The 25109-nt window shown below is 62.6% G+C and carries 22 protein-coding genes; 17 read left to right on the top strand and 5 right to left on the bottom strand.

What is annotated here, in order from left to right:
* Positions 1-109 precede the first annotated feature (109 nt).
* The 12 genes from KP001_RS12455 to holA all read left to right on the top strand — a co-directional run bounded on the left by KP001_RS12455 (position 110) and on the right by holA (position 12652).
* Positions 110-943, top strand: a complete 834-nt coding sequence (locus tag KP001_RS12455) for a chemotaxis protein CheW (protein WP_217285960.1) — start codon at positions 110-112, stop codon at positions 941-943.
* Positions 944-967: 24 nt separating this feature from the next.
* Positions 968-1366, top strand: coding sequence for a response regulator transcription factor (locus KP001_RS12450; protein WP_217285959.1), 399 nt, complete (start codon positions 968-970; stop codon positions 1364-1366).
* Positions 1366-1875, top strand: a complete 510-nt coding sequence (locus KP001_RS12445; RefSeq protein ID WP_217285958.1) for a chemotaxis protein CheW — start codon at positions 1366-1368, stop codon at positions 1873-1875. The genes KP001_RS12450 and KP001_RS12445 overlap by 1 nt, the downstream gene beginning before the upstream one ends.
* Positions 1869-3080: a response regulator gene (locus KP001_RS12440; RefSeq protein WP_217285957.1), complete on the top strand. Its 1212-nt coding sequence runs from the start codon at positions 1869-1871 to the stop codon at positions 3078-3080. The genes KP001_RS12445 and KP001_RS12440 overlap by 7 nt, the downstream gene beginning before the upstream one ends.
* Positions 3081-3090: 10 nt before the next feature.
* Positions 3091-5100: a HEAT repeat domain-containing protein gene (locus KP001_RS12435; RefSeq protein WP_367620612.1), complete on the top strand. Its 2010-nt coding sequence runs from the start codon at positions 3091-3093 to the stop codon at positions 5098-5100.
* Positions 5100-5969: a CheR family methyltransferase gene (locus KP001_RS12430; protein WP_217285955.1), complete on the top strand. Its 870-nt coding sequence runs from the start codon at positions 5100-5102 to the stop codon at positions 5967-5969. Before KP001_RS12435 ends, KP001_RS12430 begins: the two co-directional genes overlap by 1 nt.
* Entirely contained in the window at positions 5966-7033 is a 1068-nt protein-coding gene (locus KP001_RS12425; protein WP_217285954.1) for a protein-glutamate methylesterase/protein-glutamine glutaminase, read from the top strand. Before KP001_RS12430 ends, KP001_RS12425 begins: the two co-directional genes overlap by 4 nt.
* 27 nt (positions 7034-7060) lie before the next feature.
* Positions 7061-7879 (top strand): GAF domain-containing protein, encoded by an 819-nt coding sequence (locus KP001_RS12420; protein WP_217285953.1) that lies wholly within the window; start codon positions 7061-7063, stop codon positions 7877-7879.
* Positions 7880-7909: 30 nt separating this feature from the next.
* Entirely contained in the window at positions 7910-8287 is a 378-nt protein-coding gene (locus tag KP001_RS12415; protein ID WP_216497222.1) for a response regulator, read from the top strand.
* A gap of 274 nt (positions 8288-8561) precedes the next feature.
* Positions 8562-11036, top strand: a complete 2475-nt coding sequence (leuS, locus tag KP001_RS12410; RefSeq protein WP_217285952.1) for a leucine--tRNA ligase — start codon at positions 8562-8564, stop codon at positions 11034-11036.
* Positions 11037-11050: 14 nt separating this feature from the next.
* Positions 11051-11575: an LPS assembly lipoprotein LptE gene (lptE, locus tag KP001_RS12405; protein ID WP_217285951.1), complete on the top strand. Its 525-nt coding sequence runs from the start codon at positions 11051-11053 to the stop codon at positions 11573-11575.
* Positions 11576-11656: 81 nt separating this feature from the next.
* Positions 11657-12652 carry a DNA polymerase III subunit delta gene (gene holA, locus KP001_RS12400; RefSeq protein WP_217285950.1) on the top strand — a complete coding sequence of 332 codons (996 nt, stop codon included), beginning with the start codon at positions 11657-11659 and terminating at the stop codon, positions 12650-12652.
* Between the two features lie 227 nt (positions 12653-12879).
* On the opposite strand, the gene rpsT is transcribed toward holA, so the two are convergent.
* Positions 12880-13143, bottom strand: a complete 264-nt coding sequence (gene rpsT / locus KP001_RS12395; RefSeq protein WP_136523476.1) for a 30S ribosomal protein S20 — start codon at positions 13141-13143, stop codon at positions 12880-12882.
* 381 nt (positions 13144-13524) lie between these two features.
* Between rpsT and KP001_RS12390 the strand changes: the two genes are divergently transcribed.
* The gene (locus KP001_RS12390) at positions 13525-14154 is read left to right on the top strand and encodes a class I SAM-dependent DNA methyltransferase (RefSeq protein ID WP_217285949.1); all 630 of its coding nucleotides are present in this window, start codon (positions 13525-13527) and stop codon (positions 14152-14154) included.
* A gap of 123 nt (positions 14155-14277) precedes the next feature.
* Here the strand turns inward: KP001_RS12390 and KP001_RS12385 are convergent, their stop codons facing one another.
* From KP001_RS12385 to KP001_RS12370, 4 genes are all read right to left on the bottom strand, one after another.
* Complete coding sequence (locus KP001_RS12385; protein WP_217285948.1) at positions 14278-15669, bottom strand: cytochrome C; 1392 nt, start codon at positions 15667-15669, stop codon at positions 14278-14280.
* 264 nt (positions 15670-15933) lie between these two features.
* Positions 15934-17391 (bottom strand): tetrathionate reductase family octaheme c-type cytochrome, encoded by a 1458-nt coding sequence (locus KP001_RS12380; RefSeq protein WP_217285947.1) that lies wholly within the window; start codon positions 17389-17391, stop codon positions 15934-15936.
* A gap of 143 nt (positions 17392-17534) precedes the next feature.
* Positions 17535-17864 (bottom strand): hypothetical protein, encoded by a 330-nt coding sequence (locus KP001_RS12375; protein WP_217285946.1) that lies wholly within the window; start codon positions 17862-17864, stop codon positions 17535-17537.
* Positions 17865-17943: 79 nt separating this feature from the next.
* A complete protein-coding gene (locus KP001_RS12370) occupies positions 17944-19722 on the bottom strand; it encodes a DUF3373 family protein (protein WP_217285945.1) in 1779 nt (592 codons plus the stop codon).
* Between the two features lie 455 nt (positions 19723-20177).
* Here KP001_RS12370 and miaB point away from each other — a divergent pair, with 455 nt between their 5' ends.
* The 4 genes from miaB to guaB all read left to right on the top strand — a co-directional run bounded on the left by miaB (position 20178) and on the right by guaB (position 25093).
* A complete protein-coding gene (gene miaB / locus KP001_RS12365; protein ID WP_217285944.1) occupies positions 20178-21503 on the top strand; it encodes a tRNA (N6-isopentenyl adenosine(37)-C2)-methylthiotransferase MiaB in 1326 nt (441 codons plus the stop codon).
* A 22-nt stretch (positions 21504-21525) separates the two neighbouring features.
* Positions 21526-22029 carry a bifunctional nuclease family protein gene (locus KP001_RS12360; RefSeq protein WP_239027769.1) on the top strand — a complete coding sequence of 168 codons (504 nt, stop codon included), beginning with the start codon at positions 21526-21528 and terminating at the stop codon, positions 22027-22029.
* 190 nt (positions 22030-22219) lie between these two features.
* Complete coding sequence (locus tag KP001_RS12355) at positions 22220-23290, top strand: M42 family metallopeptidase (RefSeq protein WP_217285942.1); 1071 nt, start codon at positions 22220-22222, stop codon at positions 23288-23290.
* A gap of 333 nt (positions 23291-23623) precedes the next feature.
* A complete protein-coding gene (gene guaB, locus KP001_RS12350; RefSeq protein WP_217285941.1) occupies positions 23624-25093 on the top strand; it encodes an IMP dehydrogenase in 1470 nt (489 codons plus the stop codon).
* The last annotated feature ends 16 nt before the right edge of the window (positions 25094-25109 follow it).

The raw sequence follows: 25109 nt of genomic DNA, 5'->3' as shown, positions 1-25109 counted from the left end.
CGCCTCTGTGCTTGCCGTCACCGCGGGGCGGGGGCTGGCCTCGCAGGTGCCCAGCCGGGAACGACGTGGAACGTGGAACATAGAACGCAGAACCAGTTTTGAGGTTTCGATGAATCTTGCAGAGATCAGAAAGAAGGCTTCCCGGGGAGAGACGCAGGCAGCGGCGGCGCGCGAAACGGCACCGGATCAGGAGGTGCAGGCGCCCGATGCTGAGGCCTGGCCGATGCCGGAGTCGGATGCTGTGCCCCTCGCCGATCAGTTCTCCGCGCCAGAACCCGCCATGTCCGACCCGGTCGCTCCCGGGGGCGACATACCCGGTGCGGTGATGAACGGGGACGTGGACCCCGACCCGCTGCCGCGCGCCCAGGCGCCGGCCTGGCAGGCCGAGCAGTTCGGTGCCTCCTTCGAATACCAGGATGATCCCGAGGAGTTCGACCCGGTCGCCGTCATCCTCAGGGGGCGCGACTCCGCCTCCTTCGAGGCGGAGACCTCGCAGCAGGAGGTCGTGGACGCGGCGAGCGTCGAGCTGCTCTGCTTCCGGGTGGCGAGCGAGGAATACGCCATCAGCATCATGGACATCAAGGAGATCATCAAGCCGCGCGAGGTGACCGAGGTCCCCAGGGTTCCTTCCTTCGTGCGCGGCATCCTCTCGTTGCGCGGCAACATCATCCCCGTCTTCGACATGAAGACCCGGCTCGGGCTTGCCGACGGGGCGGTTTCCGACCGGGAGCGCATCGTGGTGGTCAAGCGCCAGGGGGGATACGCGGGTGTGCTGGTGGACGAGGTGGTGCAGGTGGTCCGGATCGCCGAGGGGGGGATCGAGCCTCCGCCGGTGGTGCTCGAAGGGATCGACCGCGAGTTCGTGCTGGGAATAGGGCGGGTCAGCGACAGGATGCTGATCCTGCTCGATATGGAGAAGGTCTTGGATGTCGGTCTCTTGTAGAGCCGTGGCGCAGGGGGAATGAGCATGGAGAAGAACAGGATCCTCGTGGTAGAGGATGAAGAGAGTCTACTGAAGCTGGAGAGCATCCTCTTCACCTCGAAAGGGTACCAGGTCACCGGAGTGCGCGGCGGCAACGACGCACTGAAGGCGATCGCCCAGGATGCGCCGGATCTCGTGGTGCTGGACCTCATGCTTCCCGACATGGACGGCTTCGAGGTCTGCCGCAGCATCAAGGAGAACCCCGCCACCAGCGCCATCCCGGTGGTGATGCTGACGGCCAAGAAGAGCAGCCGCGACCTTGAGCACGGCAGGCAGGTCGGCGCGGACGCCTACATCACCAAGCCTTTCAAGTCGGTCAAGGTGCTCGAGGTGATCGAGGGGCTTTTGGGCAACGAGGCCGCCGCAAAGGGGGGCGCTGTCTGATGACGCAGGAGTTGCAGGAAATTCAGGTCGCCTGTCTGCGCATGGATGACGGGCTCTACGCCGTCGACATCATGCGCATCAGGGAGATCATCAGGGTTCCCAAGCTCGCCCCGCTCCCCCGGGCGCTCCCGTTCGTGGAGGGGGTGATCAACCTGCGCGGTTCGGTGATACCGGTGGTGGACCTGAGGAAGCGCTTCGGGCTCCCCGCCGCGGAGAACCAGGAGAGCGCGCGCCTTCTGATCCTCTCCATCTCCGGCCAGCCTCTGGCCCTGATGGTCGACGAGGTGACCGAGATGATCACCATTCCGCTGCGGGATTTGAAGGCGCCGCCGCGCGGTGTGCGGATCGTGGGAGGGGAGTACATGGTGGGGCTGTGCCTGGTGCGTGAAGTCCCGGTGATGCTGCTCAACATCGACGCCCTGCTCACCTTCCAGGAGAAGGCCCAGTTGGGCTACCTTGCCCCGCAGGGGGAGACCACTACCACAACTAAAAAGAGCCCAGCATGCTGATAGTCTGTCCTAACTGCAAGAAGCGATTCAACGTCACCGTTAGCAGCTCCGATGAGCCGAAGAAACTGCGCTGCTCGGCCTGCAAGGCCGTGTTCCGGCTGGTGCGCAAGACCGAGCGCCAGGCCGCTCCGCAGGCGAAGGTGAAGGTGGTGGTCGCTAACGAGAGCGCCGCCTTCTGCAAGGCGGTGGAAAAGGTGCTCGCGGCGGAGCCTTTCGAGCTCTTTCTCTGCACCGACGGCAAGGAGGCCCTCGAGACGGTGCAGAAGGTGACGCCCGATGTGCTGCTGCTGGACGTGGCGCTGCCGACCATGTTCGGGTTCGAGGTTTGCGAGCGGGTGCGTCAGGACCCGGCCCTCGCCAAGGTGAAGATCGTGCTGATCGCCTCGATCTATGACAAGACCCGCTACAAGCGCTCCCCGAATTCGCTTTATGGAGCGGACGACTACATCGAGAAGCACCACATTCCGGACTCGCTGGTTTCGATGATCTACCGCCTCACCTCCGGTGGGATGCCCCCCGTGGTGCGCCCGACGGAAGGCGAACTGGCCGCGCAGGAGGAGAGCCGCAGCGAGATCAGGCAGGTGGAGGTCGAAGAGACCTCCATGCCCGGGGTTGCCGCCCACGCACCCGCGCCGTCGTCCCCCGAGCCCGCGGTTACCACTGCACCCGAGGCCCCGGTCGCGGCGACACCCGAAGTTCCCGCCATGGAGCCCCCCGCGGTCCGCGCGGAAGCACCCGAGGCTCCGGTCTTTGAGGCCCAGGAGGTTCCGGTCATCGCGGCTGCCGAGGTTGCCGAGGCCCCTGTCGCGGCTGTGCCAGCTCCCGTCACTCCGGTACCCCCCGCCGAGCCCGCCGCACCCGCCGCACCGGCAGCACCGGCAGCACCGGCTGCACCGGCTGCACCGGCTGCACCGGCTGCACCGGCTGCACCGGCTGCGGCCGCGGCTGCGCAGCTCCCCGAGGAGCAGGTGAAGGCCAGGCGGCTGGCCCGGATCATCGTTTCGGACATCGTCCTGTACAACCAGGCGAAGGTGGAGCAGGGGGTCCGCGAGGGGAACTTCTACGAACTGCTGGCAGACGACATACGCGAAGGCGAATACCTGTATCAGCAGAGGGTGTCCCAACAGGTGCGTGACACGACCACGTTCCTCAAAGACGCGTTCGAGGAATTAATCGCGAAGAAACGGTCCGAACTTAGCCTTTAGGAGAAAGACCCTGTCCAACGATCTGCTTGAAATTTCAGAGAGACTTGCCGCCGACGACGAGGAGCAGCGCCGCTTCGCCGTCATGTCCCTGCGCCGCCGCCCCTTCCCCGAGGTGATGGAGCTGCTGTTTCGTGCCATGGGCGACGACAGTTGGCGGGTGCGCAAGGAGGCGGTCGGCGTGGTGCTGCAGGCGCAGCCGCTCCAGGCGGCCGAACTCGAGGCCCTGATCGCGCTGCTGCGTTCAGCCGACAACGCGGGGTTGCGCAACTCCGCCGTGGAATCCCTGGAACGGATCGGGGCGCCGGCGGTGGAGCGTCTCTGCGCTCACCTGAAAGACCCCGACCATGACCTGCGCAAGTTCATCATCGACATCCTGGGGAACATCCGCTGCGCCACCTGCCTTCCCCTGCTGGTAGAGGCGCTGGGAGACGAGGACATGAACGTCCGCGTCGCCGCGGCCGAGAATCTCGGCAAGATCGGCGACGGGCGTGCCCTGCCGCACCTTTTGAAGGTGCTGGACGGAGGAGAGGTCTGGCTGAAGTTCACCGTGCTGGACGCCCTGGCCTCCATCGGCGCCCCGGTTCCGCTTGCGAAGCTCGAGCCGCTTTTGCAGGAGGGGCTGCTGCGGCGCGCCACCTACGACTGCCTCGGCGTCCTGGGGGACCTGAAATCGTTCCCGCTGCTGCTGGAGGGGCTGCACGACAAGGCGAAGAACGCCCGTGAGGCCGCCGCCATCGCGCTGATGCGCCTGAGGGGGCGTTTGAGCCCGCCGGAACAGGAACAACTGGTGGACCTGCCGCTCAGGGAACTGGCCGGCACCGCGACCGCGAAGAAGCTCATCGACTCGCTGCACGGGGAGGAGCCGGTGATGATCTCCGCCCTGGCCCAGCTTTGCGGCATCATGGGAGACGAGCGCGCAGCACTTCCCCTGGTGCGCGTGGCACGCGCCGAGCGCCTGAGAGCGGTATGCCTGGAGGCGCTGCTGCGCATCGGGGAGCCGGTGATGCCGGTTGTTCTGGAGCACTTCCCCTTCGCCATCGCCACCGAGCGCGCCATCATCGTGCACCTCATCGCCGAGACCGGGCGTCCCGGCAGCGACGACCTCCTCTTCGCCGCCCTCGAGGACGACGGGCCCGAGGTGAGGCGCTGCGCCGCCATCGCCCTCGGGCGGCTTGCGCCCGAAGGCGCCGCTGAACGGGTGGCGCGGCTTCTTGACGACGAGGAGGCGCAGGTGCGCGAGGGAGCGGTGGATGGCTTGCAGCGTCTTGCCGCCAGGGATTCCGGAGGCGTTAGCGCGGTTTGCACCGGGCTTTTGCGCAGCAGGGACGCGCGCAAGAGGCGGGATGCCGCCATCATCCTCGGCGCCCTTGCCGACGGAGAGCGGCTCGCCCGCCTGGTGAAGGACGAGGATGCCACGGTGCGCCGGGCCGCGGTGGCGTCGCTTGCGCGCGTGGACCTGCCGCAGGCACTGGGCGCCCTGACGCTCTCCTTGTCCGACGAGGAGCCGGAGGTTCGCGCCGCTGCGGCGCAGGCCCTCGCCGAAAGGGGAGGGGACGAGGTGCTGGCGCCGCTGTGCCTGGCCCTTGGCGATGAGGATCCCTGGGTGCAGACCGCGGCGCTCAAGGGGCTGACCGCTCTGGGGAATGCCGAGGCGCTGCCGGGGGTGATGGCACTGCTGGAACAGGCGCAGGGGCCGGTGCTGATCGCCGCCCTGTCGACGCTCGCCGCACTCGGCGGGGCGCAGGCGCTCGCTCCGGTGCGGCAGGCGCTTTATCACAGCGACGAGGAAGTGGTAGAGGCCGCCATAGGCATCCTCGCGGCTCACGGTGGGGACTGGATCGACGAGCACGGTCCGGCGCTTTTGGAGCACCCGCACTGGATGGTGCGGCGCTCCTTCGTGCGCGCCCTCGCCCAGGTGCAGGGGGCGGACTCGTTGGCGGTATTGGATCAGGCGTTGGCCCGGGAGTCGGACCCGCTGGTCAAGGGCGAGATTGTTGAACTGCTCGACAGGCTGCGCTGATGCCATATTTCGAACCTGAATTGCAACTGACGGAAGAGGAATTCCGCCTGATCAGGGACCTGATCTACAACCACTGCGGCCTCTTCTTCGACGACGACAGCAAGTACCTGCTGGACCGCCGGCTCGGGCAGCGGGTGGCCCATCACAACCTGTCCGGGTTCCGCGAGTACTACCAGTTCCTGAAGTACGACCGCAGGAGGGACCAGGAGATCGCCGACATCATGGATCTCCTCACCACCAACGAGACCTACTTCTTCCGCGAGGCCTTCCAGCTGCGCGCCTTCACCGACGAGATCGTGCCGGAGGTGATGAAGGTCAAGCAGCGCGAGCGCACCTTGCGCATCTGGAGCGCGGGGTGTTCCACCGGCGAGGAGCCCTACACCATCGCCATGCTCCTCCTGGAGATGGGGTGCCTCCACGGCTGGCGGGTGGAGATCGTCGGTTCCGACATCAGCCAGCGCGTGGTGCAGCACGCCCGCAAGGGGATCTACACCAAGGCATCCTTCCGCGCCACCGACGAGCGGTACCTGAAGCGGTTCTTCACCGAGACCGACGAGGGGTATCGCATCTGCGACGAGGTGCGGGAACTGGTGACCATCAGCCAGATGAACCTGTTCGACGCCAACCGGCTGGCGCTTTTGGGGAAGATGGATGTGATCTTCTGCCGCAACGTGATCATCTACTTCGACCAGACCTCCAAGAAGCGGGTGATCGAGTCGTTCTACAACACGCTGCGCGGCGGCGGTTACCTCCTTCTGGGGCACTCGGAATCCCTGATGAACCTGTCTACCGCGTTCGCGCTGAAGCACTTGAAAAACGATATGGTCTACCAGAAAACGGATACGACCGGCGGCGGAGTGGCCACGTGAAAAAGATACGGGTAGTAGTCGTAGACGATTCGGCCTATAATCGGCGCGCCATAACCAGGATGCTGGAAGAACTCCCGGGGGTCCAGGTGGTGGGGTACGCCACCAACGGCGAGGAGGGGATCCGCAGGGTGATCGATCTCACCCCCGACCTGGTGACGCTCGATCTCGAGATGCCCCGCATGGACGGCTTCACCATGCTGCGCATCCTGATGGCGACCACGCCGGTCCCGGTGATCGTGATCAGCTCCACTTCCGGCGACGAGAAGGTGTTCAAGGCGCTGGAGCTCGGTGCCGTCGACTTCATCGCCAAACCGACCAGCGTCATCTCCGATGAGCTCCTGAAGATCCAGCAGGACCTGCACCAGAAGGTCCAGGCGGTGTTCAAGCTGAACATGGCCCGGGTGCAGAAGCGGAGTGAGCCGGCTCCCCCAGCGGCCGAGGTCGCGGTCCCCGCGGCCCCCGCCGGGGTGTCGAGCAGCATAGATATAGTGGCGATCGGTTCCTCGACAGGGGGGCCGCCGGCCCTGCAGCGCATTTTTGCCTCGTTCAGGGACGCGCCACCTTTCGCCATGGTGATTTCCCAGCACATGCCCGCCGGGTTCACCACCGCCTTCGCCGAGAGGCTGAACCGCAGCACCGGCTTCGAGGTGCGCGAGGCGAAGGACGGCGACGAAGTCCTTCCCGGGCGTGCCCTCATCGCCCCCGGCGGTCACAACCTCGTGTTCGCAAGGCTGGGCGAAAAGGTGGTGGCCCGCATCGTCCCCCCCGGCCCCAAGGACCGTTACATTCCGTCGGTGGACGTGATGTTCCGGTCCTGCGCGGAGCTCTACCGCAACCGGATGCTTGCCGTGGTCTTGACCGGCATGGGGAACGACGGGGCCCTCGGGGTACGCGAGGCGAAGAAGGTGGGGGCGCAGGTGGTGGCCGAGTCCGAGGAATCCGCTGTGGTGTTCGGCATGCCGCGCGAGGCGATCGCAACGGGAGTGGTGGACCGGGTGGTCCCCATGGACGGCATGGTGCGTGAGATTGTTCTTCGTTGCGGCCTGTTGCCGCGATTTGGTTGATCAACTAGACGTTAATTCGGGGTGCGCATGCAAAAGGACGATGAACGACTGGTTCATAGCAGGGGCGAGGAGTTCCTGCAGGTTTTCAAGAAAGGGGCTGAGTTCACCCAGGAACTTTTGAGGGAGAACGAGCGTCTCAGGTTCCGGCTGCTGGAGCTGGAGAAATCCCAGGGGCCGGGGGATGCGACACCGGTCGCGGAGGTGAAAAGGCTCAGCGAACGGATCGCCGATCTGGAGCAGGAGAAGCAGGAGATCCTGGACCGCATCAGGCACGTCGAGGAGGAAAACCAGGATTTCGCGGCACGCTACCTGGAGATTGAGGACGAGAACAACAACCTCGCCAATCTCTACATAGCGAGCTACCAGCTCCACTCCACGCTCGACTTCAAGGAAGTGCTCCAGATCATAACCGAGATCATCATCAACCTGATCGGTGCCGAGGAGTTCGCCATCATGCTGCTCGACGAGAAGAGCGACGAGCTGCAGGCCGTCTCCACCGAAGGGATTGACCGGAGCGAGATCCCGTCCTTCCGTCTCGGCAAGGGGATCATAGGGACCGTGGCGGAGTCCGGCGAGAATCATTTCGCCAGCGACTTCGACAACTACGAGCGTGATTTCAGCGCCCCGATGGTCTGCATCCCGCTCAAGATCAAGGAACACGTCATCGGCGTGCTGGCGATCTACAAGCTCCTGATGCAGAAAAAGGAATTCGCCGCCGTCGACTACGAGCTCTTCACTTTGCTGGCCGGTCATGCAGCCACCGCCATCTTCAGTTCGCGGCTTTACAGCGATTCCGAGCGCAAGCTTTCGACCATCCAGGGGTTCATCGACCTTTTGACCAAATAATCAGCTGTTGCGATGGGGGATACAGTACAGATGTCAGATTACAACGTATTGATAGTCGAAGATTCACCCACCATGAGGCAGCTCATCGCGTTTGCGCTGAAGCGGATCAGGGGGGTGCGGATAGTCGAGGCCAACGATGGCGTCGACGGCTTGAAGAAGCTTTCCTCCGAGCGGTTCGACCTGATCCTGACCGACATCAACATGCCGATCATGGACGGCCTGAAATTGGTGAGCCTGGTGCGTAACGACGCGAACTACAAGGCGATCCCCATCGTGGTCATCACCACGGAAGGGGCGCAGGAAGACAGGGAGCGTGCCCTGGCGCTGGGAGCCAACGACTACATCACCAAGCCGATTCAGCCGACGAAGATCCTGGACGTCGCCAAGAACCTGCTCCGGATCGTCTGACCGCCCTCCCGGCGTACCGCGCCCGCTCCAGAGCGGACGCGGCGGCCGTGAAGGTGCCCTTATCCGCGTTTCCACCTCTCCCGGGAGGGGGGAGGCCCGGGATGGGCAACCTTGGTCCGTTGTGGCCACCCACCGGGGGTGGCGTGCGGCAGCCACTTCGTTCCATCAGGTCCACCGGCCCATCCTGCGGCCGTCTCACAACAAGTACCCGCAACCATCGGGTTGCGACATTATAAATTTTCGCGTCCTTCGGGGCGCTGGAAGGCGGGGTTTAATGGAAGAGAAATACGTTCCCTCGGCAGTCGAGGGCAAATGGCAGCAGTTCTGGGCTACGCACAACAGCTTCAAGGCAACCGAAGACGCAACTCGCAAGAAGTACTACCTTCTCGAGATGTTCCCGTATCCCTCCGGCAAGATCCACATGGGTCATGTCAGGAACTATTCCATCGGCGACGTCATCGCCCGCTTCAAAAGGATGCAGGGGTACAACGTGCTGCACCCGATGGGATGGGATGCCTTCGGGATGCCCGCTGAAAATGCCGCCATCCAGCACAAGAGCCACCCCGCCAAGTGGACCTACGAGAACATCGATTACATGCGCGGGCAGCTGAAGCGCCTGGGTCTCTCCTACGACTGGGAGCGCGAGCTTGCCACCTGCGACCTCGACTACTACAAGTGGGAGCAGAAGATCTTCCTCGAGATGTACAAGAAGGGGCTCGCGTACAAGAAATCCTCCGCCGTCAACTGGTGCCCCAAGTGTGAGACCGTGCTCGCCAACGAGCAGGTCGAGGATGGCTGCTGCTGGCGCTGCGACTCCCTGGTGCAGCAGAAGGAGCTGGAGCAGTGGTCCTTCCGCATCACCAACTATGCCCAGGAACTGCTGGACGACACCTACAAGCTCACCGGGTGGCCGGAGCGCGTGCTCACCATGCAGCGCAACTGGATCGGCCGTTCGGTCGGCTGTGAAATCGACTTCCCGCTCGAGAACGGGCTCACCAGCATCAAGGTATTCACCACCCGGCAGGATACCCTGTTCGGCGCCACCTTCATGTCGCTGGCCGCCGAGCACCCGATGGCGCTGGACCTGGCCACCGCCGGGCAGCGCGCCGCCGTCGAGGGCTTCATCGACAAGGTGAAGAAGACCGACCGCATCAAGCGCTCCGCCGATGACCAGGAAAAGGAAGGGGTCTTCACCGGCTCCTACTGCGTCAACCCGGTCACCAACGTCAAGATGCCGATCTTCCTGGCCAACTTCGTCCTCATGGACTACGGCACCGGTGCCGTCATGGCCGTTCCGACCCACGACCAGCGCGATTTCGAGTTCGCCAGGAAATACGATCTGCCGCTCAAGGTGGTGATCCAGCCCGCCGGCGAGACGCTCGATCCCGCCACCATGACCGAGGCCTACACGGCCGAGGGGACCATGGTCAACTCCGGCCGCTTCGACGGCATGGGCAACACCGACGCCAAGGAAGCCATCGCCGACTACCTGGAAAAGGAAAAGATCGGCAAGAAGACCGTCAACTTCCGCCTGCGCGACTGGGGTATCTCCCGCCAGCGTTACTGGGGCAACCCGATTCCGGTGATCAACTGCGATCTCTGCGGCGTGGTGCCCGTTCCCGAAACGGAGCTCCCGGTCGTGCTCCCGATGGACGCCGAGTTCACCGGCGAGGGGGGCAATCCGCTGGCCCGCGTGGGAAGCTTCACCACCTGCACCTGCCCGCAGTGCGGCGAGGCCGCGCGCCGCGAGACCGACACCATGGACACCTTCGTGCAGTCCTCCTGGTACTTCCTGCGCTACTGCTCGCCGAAGTTCACCTCGGGTCCCCTGGACCGCGAGCAGGTCGAGCATTGGATGCCGGTGGACCAGTACATCGGAGGCATCGAGCACGCCGTTTTGCACCTGCTCTACGCCCGGTTCTTCACCAAGGTGCTCAGGGACCTCGGCTACTGCAACGTGGACGAGCCGTTCTCCAACCTCCTCACCCAGGGGATGGTCATCAAGGACGGCGCCAAGATGTCCAAGTCCAAGGGGAACGTCGTCGACCCCAACGCCCTCATCGAACGCTACGGCGCGGACACGGCGCGGCTCTTCTCCCTGTTCGCCGCTCCGCCCGAGAAGGATCTCGACTGGAGCGACCAGGGGGTGGACGGGAGCTACCGCTTCCTTAACCGCGTCTGGCGCCTGGTGTACGACGTGCTCCCCGCCGTCAAGAACGCCGGTGCCGTCCAGGTTGACCAGCTCTCCGCGGACGGGAAGAAGCTGCGTCGCGCCGTGCACAAGACAATCAAGAAGGTCTCCGAGGACGTCGAGGAGCGTTTCCACTTCAACACCGCCATCGCGGCGGTGATGGAGCTGGTCAACTCCATCCAGGGTTTCACCGGGAAGGACGCCCCGGAGAACGTCGCCGTGGTGCGCGAGGCGGTGGAGTCGGTGGTGCGCCTGTTGGCTCCCTTCGTGCCGCATTTCGCCGAAGAGCTCTGGTCCGAGCTCGGCCACCAGGTCGGCCTGGAACAGGCGGGCTGGCCCGGCTATGACGCCGACGCCGTGGTCGACGAGGAGATCACCGTCGTGATCCAGGTGAACGGCAAGCTCAGAAGCAAGCTCACCGTTGCCCCCGACGCCAAGGAGGACGATGTCCGCGCCGCCGCGCTGGCCGATGACAAGATCGTGCCGTACCTGGAGGGGAAGAGCGTGAAGAAGGTCGTCTACGTCCCCGGCAAACTGGTCAGCATCGTCGTCGCCTAGTGAGGAAGCGTCCCATGACAGCCACCAGGGTTTTTACAACGCTTCGCTGGCTCACCCTGCTCGCGGCCCTTCTCGCGAGCGGCTGCAGCTACAGTCCGGTCATCCAGCACGGTCCCTTGGCTGGAGCCAACGGCGTGAACGTGGTTCTTTTCGCCAACAAGAGCTACCGCGCCGGCGTGGAGGCGGTCCTCGCCCGCGAGATGATCGACGAGTTCTCCTTCCGGACCGGCGGCAAGGTCCTTCCGGCGGACCGGGCGGAACTGGAACTTTCCGGTACCGTCCTCTCCTACAACAGCGTGCCGGTTTCCTACACCGCGGCCGACGTCATCAGGGAGTACAACGCCATTCTTTCCGTGCAGGCCACCCTGCGTGACGCGCGCTCGCAGAGGGTGCTCTGGAAGGGGGATGTAACCGAGCAGCAGGTTTACCCGGTCAACGCCAGCATCGCCCTGCAGCAGGATGCGGAGGAAGCGGCCATCGAGAAAATCAGCCGGCGCATTTCCGAGCGGATCTGGCAAAAGCTCGGCGAACGCTTCTAGCGCCCCGGCAACAACAGCGAACATCGACGCCGCCCATCCAGCAACAGGCTGGTGGGCGGTTTTTTTGACGTGAGGAACGTGATGAAACCGGAAGAGTTCAACAAGGCGGTGGAAAAGGGAGAACTGGCATCGCTGTACCTTCTGTTCGGGGACGAGCCGTACCTCGTGGAGCGCGCGGTCAAGAAGCTGCTGGACCGGGCCGTGGATCCCGGGTTCCGCGACTTCAACCTCGACGTCTTCTACGGAAACGAATGCAAGGGGGAGGAGGTCTTCAGCGCCGCCCAGACCCTCCCCATGTTCGCCGACCGCCGTGTCGTGCTGGTGAAGAAGGGGGGGGATCTTTCCGCTCACGCCATGGAAGTGCTGCTCCCTTACCTTCAGGACCCGTCGCCCGGTACCTGTCTCATCCTGCAGGCCGAGAAGGTGGACGGGCGCAAGAAGTTCTACGCCGAGTTGAAAAAGCGCGGCGAAGCCGTCGAGTTCAAGCGACCCTATGAGAACCAGCTCGGGCCCTATGTGCGCGACGAGGTGCGCGCCGCCGGCAAGAAGATCGAGCCCGCGGCGGCCGAGCTGCTGGGCTATCTGGTCGGCAACAACCTGCAGGAGCTCGTCTCTCAGATCGAGAAGCTTTGCATCTACTGCGGCAAGAAGGAGACGGTCGCGGTCGCCGACGTCAAGGCGATCGTCTCCGACACCAAGGTCGAGAGCGTCTTCGAGTTCACCGATGCCCTGGGGAGCAAGGATCTCCCCCGCGCCTTGAAGATGCTGACCGCGCTGCTGCAGGACGGCGAGGTCCCCCTGCGCATGTTGGGAGCGGTGGCGCGGCACTTCCGCCAGCTCTGGCAGGTGCGGGAGCTTCTGGACAAGAAGGTGCCCCAGTCCGAGCTCGCGAAGGCGTCCGGGATCAACCCGTACTTCCTGAACAAGGTGACGGCGCAGGCGCGGAACTACACGGTAGTGGAACTGCAACGGATTTTCGAGCGGATGTTGGAACTGGACCTCGCCTTCAAGTCAGGCGGGCTGGAAGAGCCATTGCTCGAGCGTTTCGTGATGGATGCCTGCAGGCGCCAGCCATAGCGGCCTCGGCCTGCGCTTGTTGAGCATGGCTGGAGCTGGTTGGCATGGCTGGAGCGTGGCTTAAGCATGGCTTGAGCGTGGGCTGAGCGTGGGCTGAAAAGGAGAAGCCGTCTATGTTCCCTCCCCTGGAGGGGGAGGGTTAGGGAGGGGGCTTGTTCCCTGCAAACTAGAAAAGGGAATTCCTTGGTGGGAATTCCCTTTCGTGCTTTCATTGAACCGCTACCGGACTAGGCCAGGGTGTTGACCAGTTTGGTGAGGCGGGAAACATTCCTGGAAGCGTTGGAGGAGTGGATGATCCCCTTGGTTGCAGCACCGTCGATGACCGGGATGGCAGCAGCCAGAGCGGCCTTTGCAGCGTCCTGATCCTTGGTGGCAACCGCTTCGCGGACGCGCTTGATGAAAGTGCGCAGGGTGGAACGCTCGTGCTTGTTGCGCTCAGTCCTTTTTACGGTCTGCTTGATCCTCTTCATTGCCGATTTATGATTTGCCAAACTGCACCTCCGGGTATTTTAAAAATGTAGCTTTAGGTTTTTGGAAAGAGAAATTATATATCACCCGGGCGGCGCAGAGTCAAGCATAAAACCGCCCGCAGTCGAAAAATAGTTCCCGCCGCGCGAACAGGCCACCATACCATTGTTTCGCCGGCAAAGCCAGCGAAAATCGATCAGAATCCTATCCCCATCGCGTCTCTCCCGCCAAGCGCTCCCACCATCCGTACCCTCCACCCCGTCGACCAAGCCACCAGGTCCGCGTTGAGCACTTTGAGCACGTTGTGAACCGTCCCGACCCGTGCTGCCTGCTTGACATTCGACTTTTTGAATATTATGCTGCGGTACCACCAGGGGCGTTGCCCCTCACACCGGAGGAAGACCATGCCAACAGAGAACAAGCGGGACTTCGATGCCGTAGCCGGACAATGGGACCAGGAGCCGCGACGTCTGAAGCTGGCACAGGATGTCGTCGAGGCGATGCGCAAAGCGATCCCCCTGAACTCCGGGATGTACGCCCTGGACTACGGTTGCGGCAGCGGCCTGGTTACCCTCGGACTGCAGCCCTTCGTCGGCCACATCACCGGTGCCGACAGCTCACCGGGGATGCTGGAGGTTCTAAACCGGAAGATCGAGGCGCAAGGGCTCGAAAATGTCGCCACCATGCCGCTCGACCTGGAAAAGCAGAACCTGGAAAGGAGCTTCGACCTCATCGTGAGCAGCATGACCCTGCATCACGTCCGGGACGTCCCGGCCTTGGTTGCTTCCCTGGCCCAGGCGCTGAAGCCTGGCGGCTGGCTCGCCCTCGCCGACCTGGAAACCGAGGATGGCCGCTTCCACGACGACCCGACCGGGGTTCTGCACCACGGCTTCTCCCGTGATTTCCTCACCGGCGAGTTCGCGCGAAACGGTCTGGACGGTCTCGGCGTCGTTACCGCAGCCTCCATCGAAAAGTCCGCAGCGGACGGGAGCTCCCGCCGCTATCCCGTCCTCCTCTGCGTTGGCCACAAGTAAACGTACGCCGCCAATACATCTGAGAACTCCGGGGAAGTGAATTCTGAAATCTCATAAAGAAAGCCCCCTCAATCGCGAGGGGGGCTTCATTGTGTCAGCATCGTCTACTCGTGGTTGTCGCCGCTACCACTCTTCTTTCTGCTTTTTGGCCAGCTTCTCCATGAAAAGTTCCGGAGAGGTCAGCTTCGCGATGTCCTTGTCGGTGTAGCCCAGTTCCTTGAAGTTAAGCACGCCGTTGGGCGCGTGGCAGTTGGCGCAGTAGAGCGCCTTGGTCTTGGTGACCAGGTGGTTGCTGCCGAAATAGATCGTCTGCCACCCCGGGACCGCCTCCTTGGCGATCTTCTCCGGGTTCTTGAGCCCCAGGGTCTTCGCGGCCGAGAGGACGCCGGCGCGGGTGTCGCCATCGGACATCGGCTGGGCGAAGTCCATGGACAGCAGCTCACCGGTCTGCTTGTTGTAGTAAGCCTTCCCCTGGAACACCTTGAAGGGCGTGATCTTGCTCTTGCCGTCCTTCTTGCTACCTTTGGGGCCGATGAAGTGCGGGACATTTTTCACGGTGCCGTTGTACCAGGCGTAAACCGGCGTCGTCTCGTTCGCTTCCTTCTTCAGTGTCGTCGGCTCGTAGAATTTGTCGGGCGTCTGCTCCCACACGGTGAAGTCCTTTGCGAAGGCACCGCCGGTGCGCGGGATGTGGCAGGTCTGGCAGGCGATCCTGGCGCAGTGGCGGTTCAGGTCCGCGTCCTTGTGCGGTTTGGCGCCGTGGCAGGATGCATCTGCGCACGAGACGAAGACGCCGTCGTTGGCCCAGTTGTTGGGGTCGTGTCCGGTCGGCATCTTGTGGTTCTTCGCCTTGTGACAGTCGACGCAGACCATCCCCTTGGCGGCGTGGGCGTCGGTGTCCTTGGTGAAGGTGAAACCGCGCTTCACGATGACGCCGCCGCCGGCCGCCTCGTGACAGACCATGCAGTTCTTGACGGTGGGTTTGCCGATGGCGAGGGCGGCCTTGGTGCTGCGGTCCTGTCCCATGACCACCTCACCCTTCTCGTTCTTGAACGGCTTTCTCTGGCGGAAGTCGTAATCGGTGGAGTGGCAGACCAGGCAGTCGACGGCTGCCTGTGCCGCGGCGCCGGTGCTGCCGACGTCGGAGAGGTGGTTGCCGGGGTGGCAGGTGTTGCAACCGGAGAACTTGCTTTTGCCCGTCACCGGGCTCTTTGGTATCTCCTTCAGGTTGTTCACGATGTCGTTACCGTTGCACATGACGTAGATGCGGTTCTTCATCCCGTACTCTTGCTTGGGATCGATCCCCTCCACGTTGGTCACCTTGGAGGCGTGCTTCCAGTGCACGGTATCCAGGAACCCCTTGGCGCTCCCCGGGTGGCACTCCTCGCAGGTCTCAGGCCCCTTGTAACCGCTCTTCTCGATCGATTCCTTGCCGGGATGCACGCCTGCCGCCAGGGCAGTCGTAGCTGCCAAGGCAAGACCGAGCACTGCCGCTGTCACGCTTTTCTTGCTCATTGAAGCCCCTCCTGTTGTCATAGCTAGCTGTTGGTCACACATAGGTAGTTATCGGCAGACCACGATAATAGTTTAGTGATTCGCCGATGTATGTCGAGTGTATCTGAAGTGGTATTTTCCGGCGCGCGTTGTGGCAATTCGCGCGTCGAGCTCGATGTGGAGGGGCCACTGCCCGGTGTTACCGTAGAGCGGCACCGCTTCGCTTTCGTCTCTCGACGGAAAAAGGGGCGGAATGCTCCGCCCCTTCTCCTGGTGCCATCGGTGTTACTTTTTAGCGACCTTGTGCGCGGTCTTAGCGGACCTGCCGCCGTTTTGCATCGGGTCCCCCTTGTAGCCAAGCGCTTTCCAGTCGAGGCGGTTGCCCCCCATGTGGCACTCGCCGCACTGCAGCGCCTCTTCCTTGGGTGCCACCTCGTGCTGCGCCGCGATGTAGGCAACCGTGTTCACGAACTGGTACTTGCCGCTGTAGGGGAGGCCGGCCCCTTCGGCACCCAGGCGGCACGCCTTATCCCAGTCGTAGTCGACCCACAGCGATTTGTACTGCTGGAAGATGATCAGGTTCTTGAACTTGGCGTCCATCGGCTGGTCGCCCTTGTAGAGCTTGTACGGGTAGATCTTGGCTTTCTGGTCCCTGATGTCGCCTGCCGGGCGCATCATCACAACCGGCTTGGAAGGATCCTTTACCTTGTCGCCGACCATGTAACGCTCGACCATGCCGTTGTTCCAGGCGTACACCGGCTTCACGTTCATGCCCCAGACGAAGGTCCCCTTGTGCTTGGCGTAGGTCTCCTTGTCGAACTGCTCTTCGGCGGTGATGTTCTTCCCCACATCGGACCATTTCCACGCCATCTTGGTAGCCTGACCCTTGGCGAAGAACGGGATGTGGCAGGTCTGGCAGGCGACGGTGGCGAGGTGCCTGTTGATAAGCGCGCCGTTTTTGGCCTTCTGGTGCGGAGCCTTGGCGCCGGAGTGGCACTGCTCGCAGTTCACGCGGGTATCGTAGTGTGCCATCATGCTCGACGCGCCACCGATCTTGTGGTTTTTCGTGACGTGGCAGCTCTGGCAGCTCATGTCCTGCCCGCCGCTTTCCTTGCTCCCCATGTGGACGTCCTGGGACTTCTTGGTCTTCTCCAGGGTGGAGTCGAGCCCCGCGTTCTTGACCGCGTCGCCGCCGCCGCCGTAGAAGTGGCAGGAGCCGCAGTTCTTGCGGGTGGGCAGGCCGACGCTCTGGGCGGCGACGTTGAGGTCCATGCTCTTCTTGTCGATGCTTTTCTTATCGATGTCGCACCCTACCGTCGCCCTGGTGTAGTTCCCTTTCTGGGCATGGCAGATGAGGCAGTCGACCTTGGTCTTGTCGGTGAAGTCGAAGTCGGTGCGGGTCCAGCCGTAGCCTGCATGGCACTTGCCGCACGACTCGTGGACCACCCCTTCCTTCCCCCCCTGGATCGAGGTGCAGAAGGAGTTGATCATGTTGGACTTGCCGTACTTCTTGGTGCTCTTCTCCATCCCCTTGACCATGTTGGGGGTTCCGGCCCAGGTCCAGTGGGTAGTCTTCATGAAGTCCCCCGCCTGCTGATCGTGGCACTCGAGACAGACCTTGGTTACCTCGCTGCCGTTCTTGAACGGCCCCTTGACGAACTCGGCGTGGTCGACCGCCGCCATCCCCTGCGCGGCCATCGCCAAAAGCGCGACCCCCGCCAAAATTCCCAGCATACCTTTCATTCAACAACCTCCGTAGTAAATCGGCTCGCGCCGTCACAGCTATATCCAGCCCTTCATATATACTAAAAATGCAATATTAAAAGGCAAAAAGAAGCGCTGCAATCGTGATAACTACAGCGCCACCTACGAGGAACGGCCCCGGCTTAGCAGCCGGCGGTCTTCCTGAACAGTTTGGCTACGTTCTTGCCGTCGATTACCTCGTACTTGCAACGGATCTCGTCGCCTTCCACGATCCTGTGGTCCTTGAACTTGTCCAGGGTGAGGTCGTCTTCCACGGTGATCACCACGAGCTGCTCGGTCTTGTTGTCCTTCAAGGTGGCGGTGGCGGTTTTGGCGTCCTTGCCGGCGATTTCGATCTTGGTGATGACGCCCACCATCTTGATCTCTTCACCCGCACTGGCGATGCTGCCGAAGCAGAAGATGGTGAGTGCTGCGACTGCTACCAGGACCATTACCGAAACTGCTTTTTTCATCTTCGTTCTCCTTTTGGGGGTGGGGTGGCGGCCTGCGCCGCCACCCCGGTTACGTGGTACTGCCTCTCTTGCCGCTTTACTAGAATTTCACCTCGAAGGTCGCGTAGATGTCACGTGCGTACTTCACCGGGGTCAGCATCATCATGCGGTTGTTCACCTCGGAGATCTTCACCGGAGCGCCTACCCAGTTGTTGCTCCCGGTGTAGTCGAAGTCGTACCACTGGAAACCGACCCTGAAGAAGGCCTTGGAGAGGAAGGAGGAGACCGGCTTGGAGTCGAGTTCCTGGATCAGGTACCCCTCGTACACGTTGCCGCGGGTACCGAGCTTGGTGGTCCACATGTCGTCAGCTGCCGGAGCGAAGGTGATCCAGTTCTTGGAGCCGTGGTTGTACTCCACGCCGACCTTGGTCTTGGTCGGGGTGTAGTCGTAGCGCGCACCGACGTAGGCCGCCCAGCCGGTCTTGCTGTTGGGGGCTTCTGGGGCGAAGAACCCGCCGGTCCCCAGGCCCTGGAAGCCGGCCTGTGCTGAAACGTTGTCGTTGGGGTGGGTGACGCTCATGCCGACGTCGCCGAAGAAGTTCAGGTTGCCCGGGCCGACCTTCTTGATGGTGCTCATGGCACCGGCGCCGTACCAGTCGATGGCGCCGAGGTCGGTGGACGGGTAGGTGTTGCCGAAGGCGGTGTTCTTCATGGCGGGGAAGTCGAAGATGTTGAAGCCGCGGTTGTACTGCAGCCAGACGCGCAGCGGGTCGGTGTCGATCGGGATGATCGCCAGGCCCAGCATGTCGGTGTCTTTGAGGTTGTTGGTGGGGTTCTCGAACCCGCCCTCGAAGCCGCGGCCGTAGCAGACCTTGGCGTAGGCGCCGGGGAGCCCCTCGATGTCCGGAGCCCATCCGATGGTCATGCCGTCAAAGGCGTAATCGACCAAGAGGGCCGGGGTGCCGCCGTTGCCGGGGCGCTCGTTGTTCAGGCGCAGGTTGCTCGGAGCCCCCTCGGTGGAGGGGCGGCGACCGACGGAGAACCAGATCGGCTGGTCGGCGATGTTGCTCCAGGTGGCATAGGCGCGGTCCACGTTCAGCAGGCTGCTGGAGGGAACGTGTCCCAGGGTGCCGTCGAAGGTGCCGACGCGGTCTGCGAAGAACGGAGTGCCGCCGTTGTTGGTGACCGCATTCTCGTCCTGGGCGCCGAAGACCTTGTAGGCGAGCAGGCGGACGTTGACGGTCACGTCCTTGGTGGCTTTCGCGTGCATGTTGATGCCGAGGCGGTTGGTGTAGAGGGTGTCGTTGTTAGGCTTGTATGCCGGTACGTTGACGTTGGTCATCGGAGTAGCGCCGCTCGCGGCGGCTGCTCCAGCTACACCCTGCAGCATGCCGAGAAATGCCTGATAGTTGGGAGCGCCACCAGCCATGGGGTTGGGGGCGACCGCCTGCTGGTAGGTCTTGATGCCCTGCATCTGGTTGTTGGCCTGGGTGAGGATAGCCCCGACCGGAGTCGGGTTGCCGAAGCCGAAGGGAGTTCCATCGATCTCGACAAAGGCATTTTTGCCCATCCAGTTGAACAGCCCCATCGGGTTAGTGAAACCCACGGTGCGGCCATTCAGGTTGTCCACCCTGAAGCGGTAGTCGCCGCCGATGGTGAGCCACTTGCCCAGCGACTTCTCTTCGATCTTGTCGACCTTGCGGGTCAGGTCCTCGATCTTCTTCTGATCTGAGCCCTTCTGCTGCTCCTCGAGCTTCTGCACCTTCTTGGTCAGGTCATCGATTTTCTTCTGCATCTCCTGGTCGTCGGCCTGAGCCATGCCAGGGGCAGCCAGGGCACAAACGGCTGCGCCGATCAACAGCTTCTCCAGTTTTTTCATTCACTTCTCCTTTTTTGTTTCGCTGGTTTTACACCAACAGGTGGTCGAAGGATATTCCATGACGCCATGGGCGTCGGGTATAACTCATTAAACACTGGGCGTTGTGGTGTTAATCGGCATATTCACCGGTAGATTGAGCGGAAATGTAATATTTTGGAATTTTATAATCGATCCGGGATGGCCAGATCATTAACAGACTTATTCCTGTAGGGATGTGATGTGTCGGAGCAGAAACGTGAAGCGGCCCAAGCCCCTCACGCTAATGAACCTTATAGATCCTCGACGCGTCACATGTCAATATATTTCTTATTGCATATATCGCTAGGTTAATGATTTATTGATGCTAATGCCCGGCGCGGCCCGCGAGCCGCCGCTTTCCCGACGCAGCTAATAGGTGTTGACTGGGGGCGCCCTATTTTCGTACTATTCATCCATTTAACCATCAGGATATAAACGTGATTAAGGCGAAAAAGCTTTACCTGGAAACATTCGGCTGCCAGATGAATGTCAGCGATTCCGAGAAGATAGTTACCCTGATGAAGGGGATAGGGTACCAGCAGACCGCCGATCCGGTGGAAGCGGACCTGGTCCTTTTGAACACCTGCAGCATCCGGGCGACCGCCGAACAGCGGGTCTACGGCCACCTGGGGAAGTTCAAGTTCATGAAGAAGAAAAAGCCGGGGCTCATCATCGGCGTCGGCGGCTGCGTTGCGCAGCAGGAAGGGGAGCGGCTCCTGCAGAAGGCCCCCTTCGTGAACCTGGTCTTCGGCACCCATAACCTGCACCTATTGCAGAAGATGGTGTCCGGCGCCGAGCAGGGTAAGCAGAGCGTCGCCACCGACTTTCTTGACGACGAGAAGCGCTTCGACCTCTTCCCGCACGCCGAAAGCGAAGGGGGCGTCTCCCGGTTCGTGACCGTCATGCAGGGGTGCGACAACTTCTGCGCCTACTGCATCGTGCCGCACGTGCGCGGCCGGGAGATCAGCCGGAGCGCGGAAAAGGTCGTCGAGGAAGTCGCCGCTCTCGCGGCCACCGGCGTCACCGAAGTCACCCTGCTGGGGCAAAACGTGAATTCCTACGGTTTCAAGGAAGCGGGCGCGCCCGGTTTCGCCGCGCTTTTGCGGATGGTGGCCCAGGTGGAGGGGATAGAGAGGCTGCGGTTCACCACCTCGCACCCCAAGGACATCTCTCCCGGGCTCATCGCCTGCTTCGCGGATATTCCGAAGCTCGCGCCGCACATCCACCTCCCGGCCCAGTCGGGGAGCGATGCCGTGCTGAAGAAGATGAACCGCGGCTACACCCGCGCCGCTTACCTCGGCAAGGTGCGCGCACTCCGGGACGCCTGCCCGGAAATTCAGTTCACCGGCGACATGATCGTCGGCTTTCCCGGCGAGGACGAGGCCGCTTTCGAGCAGACCATGGAGCTGGTCGAGGAAGTTCAGTATGCCGACCTCTTCTCCTTCATCTACTCGGCCCGCCCAGGGACAAGTGCGGCCGAGTTCCCGGACGAGGTGAAACGGGCCGAGAAGCAGGCGCGCCTGGAGCGCTTGCAGGGCGCGCAGAAAAAGATCACCCTGGCCAGGAACGAGAGTTTCGTCGGGGGCGTGCAGCGGGTGCTGGTGGAAGGTCTCAGCACTTCCGGTGATTCGCTATTCGGCCGGACCGGCGGCAATCGCGGCACCGTCATGGCCGGCGACCCCGCCCTTGCCGGGCGCCTGGTGGACGTGAGGATAACGGAAGGGCTGCAGACCCTGCTCAAGGGAGAGATCCTGCATGTATGAGAACGGGAGGGACGAGGCACCTATGTATGTAGAGATGAAGGTATTCGGCTTCGCCCTTGACGCCATCGCCCAGATGCCGGTCGTCATACTGAAGGACGCCGAGGAGAAGCACGCCGTCCCGGTGTGGATCAACGCCTCTGAATCGGTCTCCTTCGCGGCCCAGTTCGTCGGGCGCGAAATGAGCGCGCGCAACAGCCGCAAGGACGTCTTCACGGCCCTCATCGAACGGCTGGACATGACCGTCTCCGGGATTTACGTCGAGAGCCTGCAAGACGGCGTCTTCACCGCGTCCGTCAGGCTCAAACCCAGCGAAGGGGAGGAGCTCCGCCTCGAGGTTCACGTGGCCGAGGCGATGCTCATGTCGCTTAAGTATCATCTGCCGGTGCAGGTGAACGGCGAGGTGTTGAGCCGCGCCTCCAGTCTGGACATGAACGACGAGGGGTTCGCCCAGGAGAACAACGCCCGCCGCTTCGTCGACTTCCTCGACCACATGGATCCCTCCGCCATGGGGAAGTACCCGATGTAGTGGTAATCCTGTATCCGGGATAACGATTGAGACGATTAGATAATGCTCGAGCTGCAGCGGAGCGTCCGCGTCCCGTGTCGCATCACGGCGGCGGGAATTGAAAAAAAGCCCAGGTGGGCGTAGTGTGAGAGCAGGCTCAGCGCCTTCTTAATCTTGATTTCAATCTCAATCTGTTCTTACGAGGTTTCACATGCGCGACGCATCCTTTGAATTTCTGCAAGAGCTTCTGGCCGCGCCCAGCCCCTCGGGGTACGAGCAGCCGGCCCAGCGGGTATTCCGCTCCTATATAGAACCCTTCTGCCAGGTGGCCACCGACGTCATGGGCAACGTCTTCGGGATGATCCAGGGGGAAGGGAAGAGCCGCCCACGGGTCATGGTGGTGGGACACTCCGACGAGATCGGTCTCCAGGTGCGCTACCTCGACGACAACGGCTTCCTCCACTTCTCCGCCATCGGCGGGGTGGACCCGCACATTACCCCCGGTATGCGGGTGCACGTTCACACCTCCCGTGGCAGGCTGAACGGCGTCATCGGCAAACGCCCCATCCACTTGATCGAGCCCAAGGAACGCGACACCGTCATCAAGCTCGACGCCCAGTACATCGACATCGGCGCCGCCAGCAAGAAGGAGGCGCAGGAGTGGGTGCGCGTGGGGGATCCCATCACCTTTGCCAGCAACCTCGAGTGCCTCTTCGGCGACCGGGTCAGCTCGCGCGGCCTGGACGACAAGGCGGGCAGCTTCGTGGTGGCCGAGGTGCTGAGGCGGGTCTCCGAACTCCCGGACCGGCTCCCGGTCGACCTCTACGGGGTTTCCTCGGTCCAGGAGGAAGTGGGACTGCGCGGCGGCACTACCAGTTCCTACTCGGTCAACCCCGACGTCGGCATCTGCGTCGAAGTGGACTTCGCCACCGACCAGCCGGACGTGGACAAGAAGCACAACGGCGAGGTGGGGCTCGGCAAGGGGCCGATCCTGCCGCGCGGCGCCAACATCAACCCGGTTCTGTTCGATCTCCTCTCGGACACGGCAAGCAGCAACAACATCGCCGTGCAGTACACCGGCATCGCCCGCGCGACCGGCACCGATGCCAACGTCATGCAGATCTCCCGCGGCGGCGTCGCCACCGCCCTCGTCAAGCTGCCGCTGCGTTACATGCACACCCCGGTGGAGACCATGTCGCTTTCCGACCTGGACAACGCCGTCGAGCTGATCGTCGCCTCCCTGGGCCGCATGGGAAGCAAGGACGCCTTCATCCCGATGTAACCCGCGCGGGCTCCTCTCCCTAGTTGGGTGCCCCTCCCCCCGGAGGGGGAGGCCGGGAGGGGGGAAGGCCGTGTGTCCCCTCGCCCCCCGGGAGAGCGGCAGGGCTGAGGGCAGTATCCCCTCGCCCTCTGGGAGAGGGGTAGGGGTGAGGGTGATTTCTTTTTGCACAGCGAATAAGCGCGCCCCATGAGCCCCTGTTGTGTAGACGCTAAGGATGGGAAACCGCTACGGTTTTATCTCTGTCATTAGCCTAATTTTAGTTGACTTGCCCTTCCCCTTGTAATAAGTTTTCCGGTTAAAACCTGCCTCGAAACAACAAAAGGAGTTTCCCTAATGTTAGAAAGCAGCCTTCCCGAAGGTCTCACGTTTGACGACGTCCTGCTTCTCCCTGCCCACTCACTCATCCTTCCCCGCGATACCGATCTGAGCACCCGACTGACCAACAACATACAGTTGAACATCCCGCTGGTGAGTGCCGCCATGGACACGGTCACCGAGTCGAGGGCCGCTATCTGCATGGCGCGTGAAGGGGGGATCGGCTTCATCCACAAGAACCTCACCATCGCCGAGCAGGCCATGGAAGTGGACAAGGTGAAGAAGAGCGAGTCCGGGATGATCGTCGACCCGATCACCATGCGCCCGAACCAGCGCATCAGGGAAGCGCTGGAGATGATGGCCAAGTACCGCATCTCCGGGGTGCCGATCACCAAGGCCAACGGGAAGCTGGTCGGCATCCTGACCAACAGGGACCTCCGTTTCGAGACCGACCTCGACCTCCCCATCTCCGACCGCATGACCAAGCGGAACCTGGTCACCGTGCCGGTGGGGACCACCTTGGAGCAGGCCAAGGAACACCTGAAGCACACCAGGGTCGAGAAGCTTCTGGTGGTGGACGAGGAGAAGAACCTCAAGGGGCTCATCACCATCAAGGACATCGAGAAGATCAAGAAGTACCCCAACGCCTGCAAGGACTCCCTAGGGCGCCTGAGGGTCGGCGCGGCCGTGGGCCCCACCCCGGACGTCGATGACCGCATCGAGGCACTCATGAAAGCCGGCGTGGACGTCGTGGTCATCGACACCGCCCACGGTCACTCCCAGGGCGTACTGGAAGCCATCGCCCGCATCAAGAAAACCTACCCGGCCCTCGAGCTCGTGGCCGGCAACATCGCCACCGCCGCTGCCGCCGAGGCCCTGATCAAGGCCGGCGTCGACGCCATCAAGGTCGGCATCGGGCCGGGCTCCATCTGCACCACCCGCGTGGTCGCCGGTATCGGCGTCCCGCAGATCACCGCCATCGCCGAGTGCTCCAAGATCGCCAAGAAGCACAACATCCCGCTCATCGCCGACGGCGGCATCAAGTACTCCGGCGACCTCACCAAGGCCGTCGCGGCCGGCGCGGACGTCATCATGATCGGCTCCCTGTTCGCCGGCACCGAGGAATCCCCGGGCGACACCATCCTGTACCAGGGGCGCGCCTACAAGAGCTACCGCGGCATGGGCTCCATCGGCGCCATGAAAGAAGGGAGCAAGGACCGCTACTTCCAAAGCGACGTCGATGCCGACGTGAAGCTGGTCCCGGAAGGGATCGAGGGGATGGTGCCTCTCAGGGGACCGCTCTCCGCCAACGTGCACCAGTTGATGGGTGGCTTGAGGGCCGGCATGGGGTACACCGGCAGCCGCACCATCGTCGACCTGCAGCAAAACGGGCGCTTCGTCAGGATCACCGGCGCGGGCCTGAAGGAATCCCACGTTCACGACGTCATGATCACCAAGGAAGCCCCGAACTACCGGGTGGAGAAGTAACGGCAACACACCTATA

Origin of the sequence: Geomonas subterranea (assembly GCF_019063845.1) — a bacterium.
GTDB lineage: Bacteria > Desulfobacterota > Desulfuromonadia > Geobacterales > Geobacteraceae > Geomonas > Geomonas subterranea.
This window is presented reverse-complemented; position numbering and strand designations above follow the sequence as displayed.

What these genes read in the sequence shown, in the direction of transcription:
- KP001_RS12375 (WP_217285946.1), bottom strand. Translation starts at nt 17,864, where the DNA reads ATGAAAAAAGCAGTTTCGGTAATGGTCCTGGTAGCAGTCGCAGCACTC.
- guaB (WP_217285941.1), top strand. Translation starts at nt 23,624, where the DNA reads ATGTTAGAAAGCAGCCTTCCCGAAGGTCTCACGTTTGACGACGTCCTG.
- KP001_RS12445 (WP_217285958.1), top strand. Translation starts at nt 1,366, where the DNA reads ATGACGCAGGAGTTGCAGGAAATTCAGGTCGCCTGTCTGCGCATGGAT.
- KP001_RS12385 (WP_217285948.1), bottom strand. Translation starts at nt 15,669, where the DNA reads ATGAGCAAGAAAAGCGTGACAGCGGCAGTGCTCGGTCTTGCCTTGGCA.
- KP001_RS12370 (WP_217285945.1), bottom strand. Translation starts at nt 19,722, where the DNA reads ATGAAAAAACTGGAGAAGCTGTTGATCGGCGCAGCCGTTTGTGCCCTG.
- KP001_RS12430 (WP_217285955.1), top strand. Translation starts at nt 5,100, where the DNA reads ATGCCATATTTCGAACCTGAATTGCAACTGACGGAAGAGGAATTCCGC.
- KP001_RS12360 (WP_239027769.1), top strand. Translation starts at nt 21,526, where the DNA reads ATGTATGTAGAGATGAAGGTATTCGGCTTCGCCCTTGACGCCATCGCC.
- KP001_RS12415 (WP_216497222.1), top strand. Translation starts at nt 7,910, where the DNA reads ATGTCAGATTACAACGTATTGATAGTCGAAGATTCACCCACCATGAGG.
- KP001_RS12420 (WP_217285953.1), top strand. Translation starts at nt 7,061, where the DNA reads ATGCAAAAGGACGATGAACGACTGGTTCATAGCAGGGGCGAGGAGTTC.
- KP001_RS12390 (WP_217285949.1), top strand. Translation starts at nt 13,525, where the DNA reads ATGCCAACAGAGAACAAGCGGGACTTCGATGCCGTAGCCGGACAATGG.
- KP001_RS12380 (WP_217285947.1), bottom strand. Translation starts at nt 17,391, where the DNA reads ATGAAAGGTATGCTGGGAATTTTGGCGGGGGTCGCGCTTTTGGCGATG.
- KP001_RS12450 (WP_217285959.1), top strand. Translation starts at nt 968, where the DNA reads ATGGAGAAGAACAGGATCCTCGTGGTAGAGGATGAAGAGAGTCTACTG.
- KP001_RS12440 (WP_217285957.1), top strand. Translation starts at nt 1,869, where the DNA reads ATGCTGATAGTCTGTCCTAACTGCAAGAAGCGATTCAACGTCACCGTT.
- KP001_RS12355 (WP_217285942.1), top strand. Translation starts at nt 22,220, where the DNA reads ATGCGCGACGCATCCTTTGAATTTCTGCAAGAGCTTCTGGCCGCGCCC.
- leuS (WP_217285952.1), top strand. Translation starts at nt 8,562, where the DNA reads ATGGAAGAGAAATACGTTCCCTCGGCAGTCGAGGGCAAATGGCAGCAG.
- KP001_RS12455 (WP_217285960.1), top strand. Translation starts at nt 110, where the DNA reads ATGAATCTTGCAGAGATCAGAAAGAAGGCTTCCCGGGGAGAGACGCAG.
- holA (WP_217285950.1), top strand. Translation starts at nt 11,657, where the DNA reads ATGAAACCGGAAGAGTTCAACAAGGCGGTGGAAAAGGGAGAACTGGCA.
- lptE (WP_217285951.1), top strand. Translation starts at nt 11,051, where the DNA reads ATGACAGCCACCAGGGTTTTTACAACGCTTCGCTGGCTCACCCTGCTC.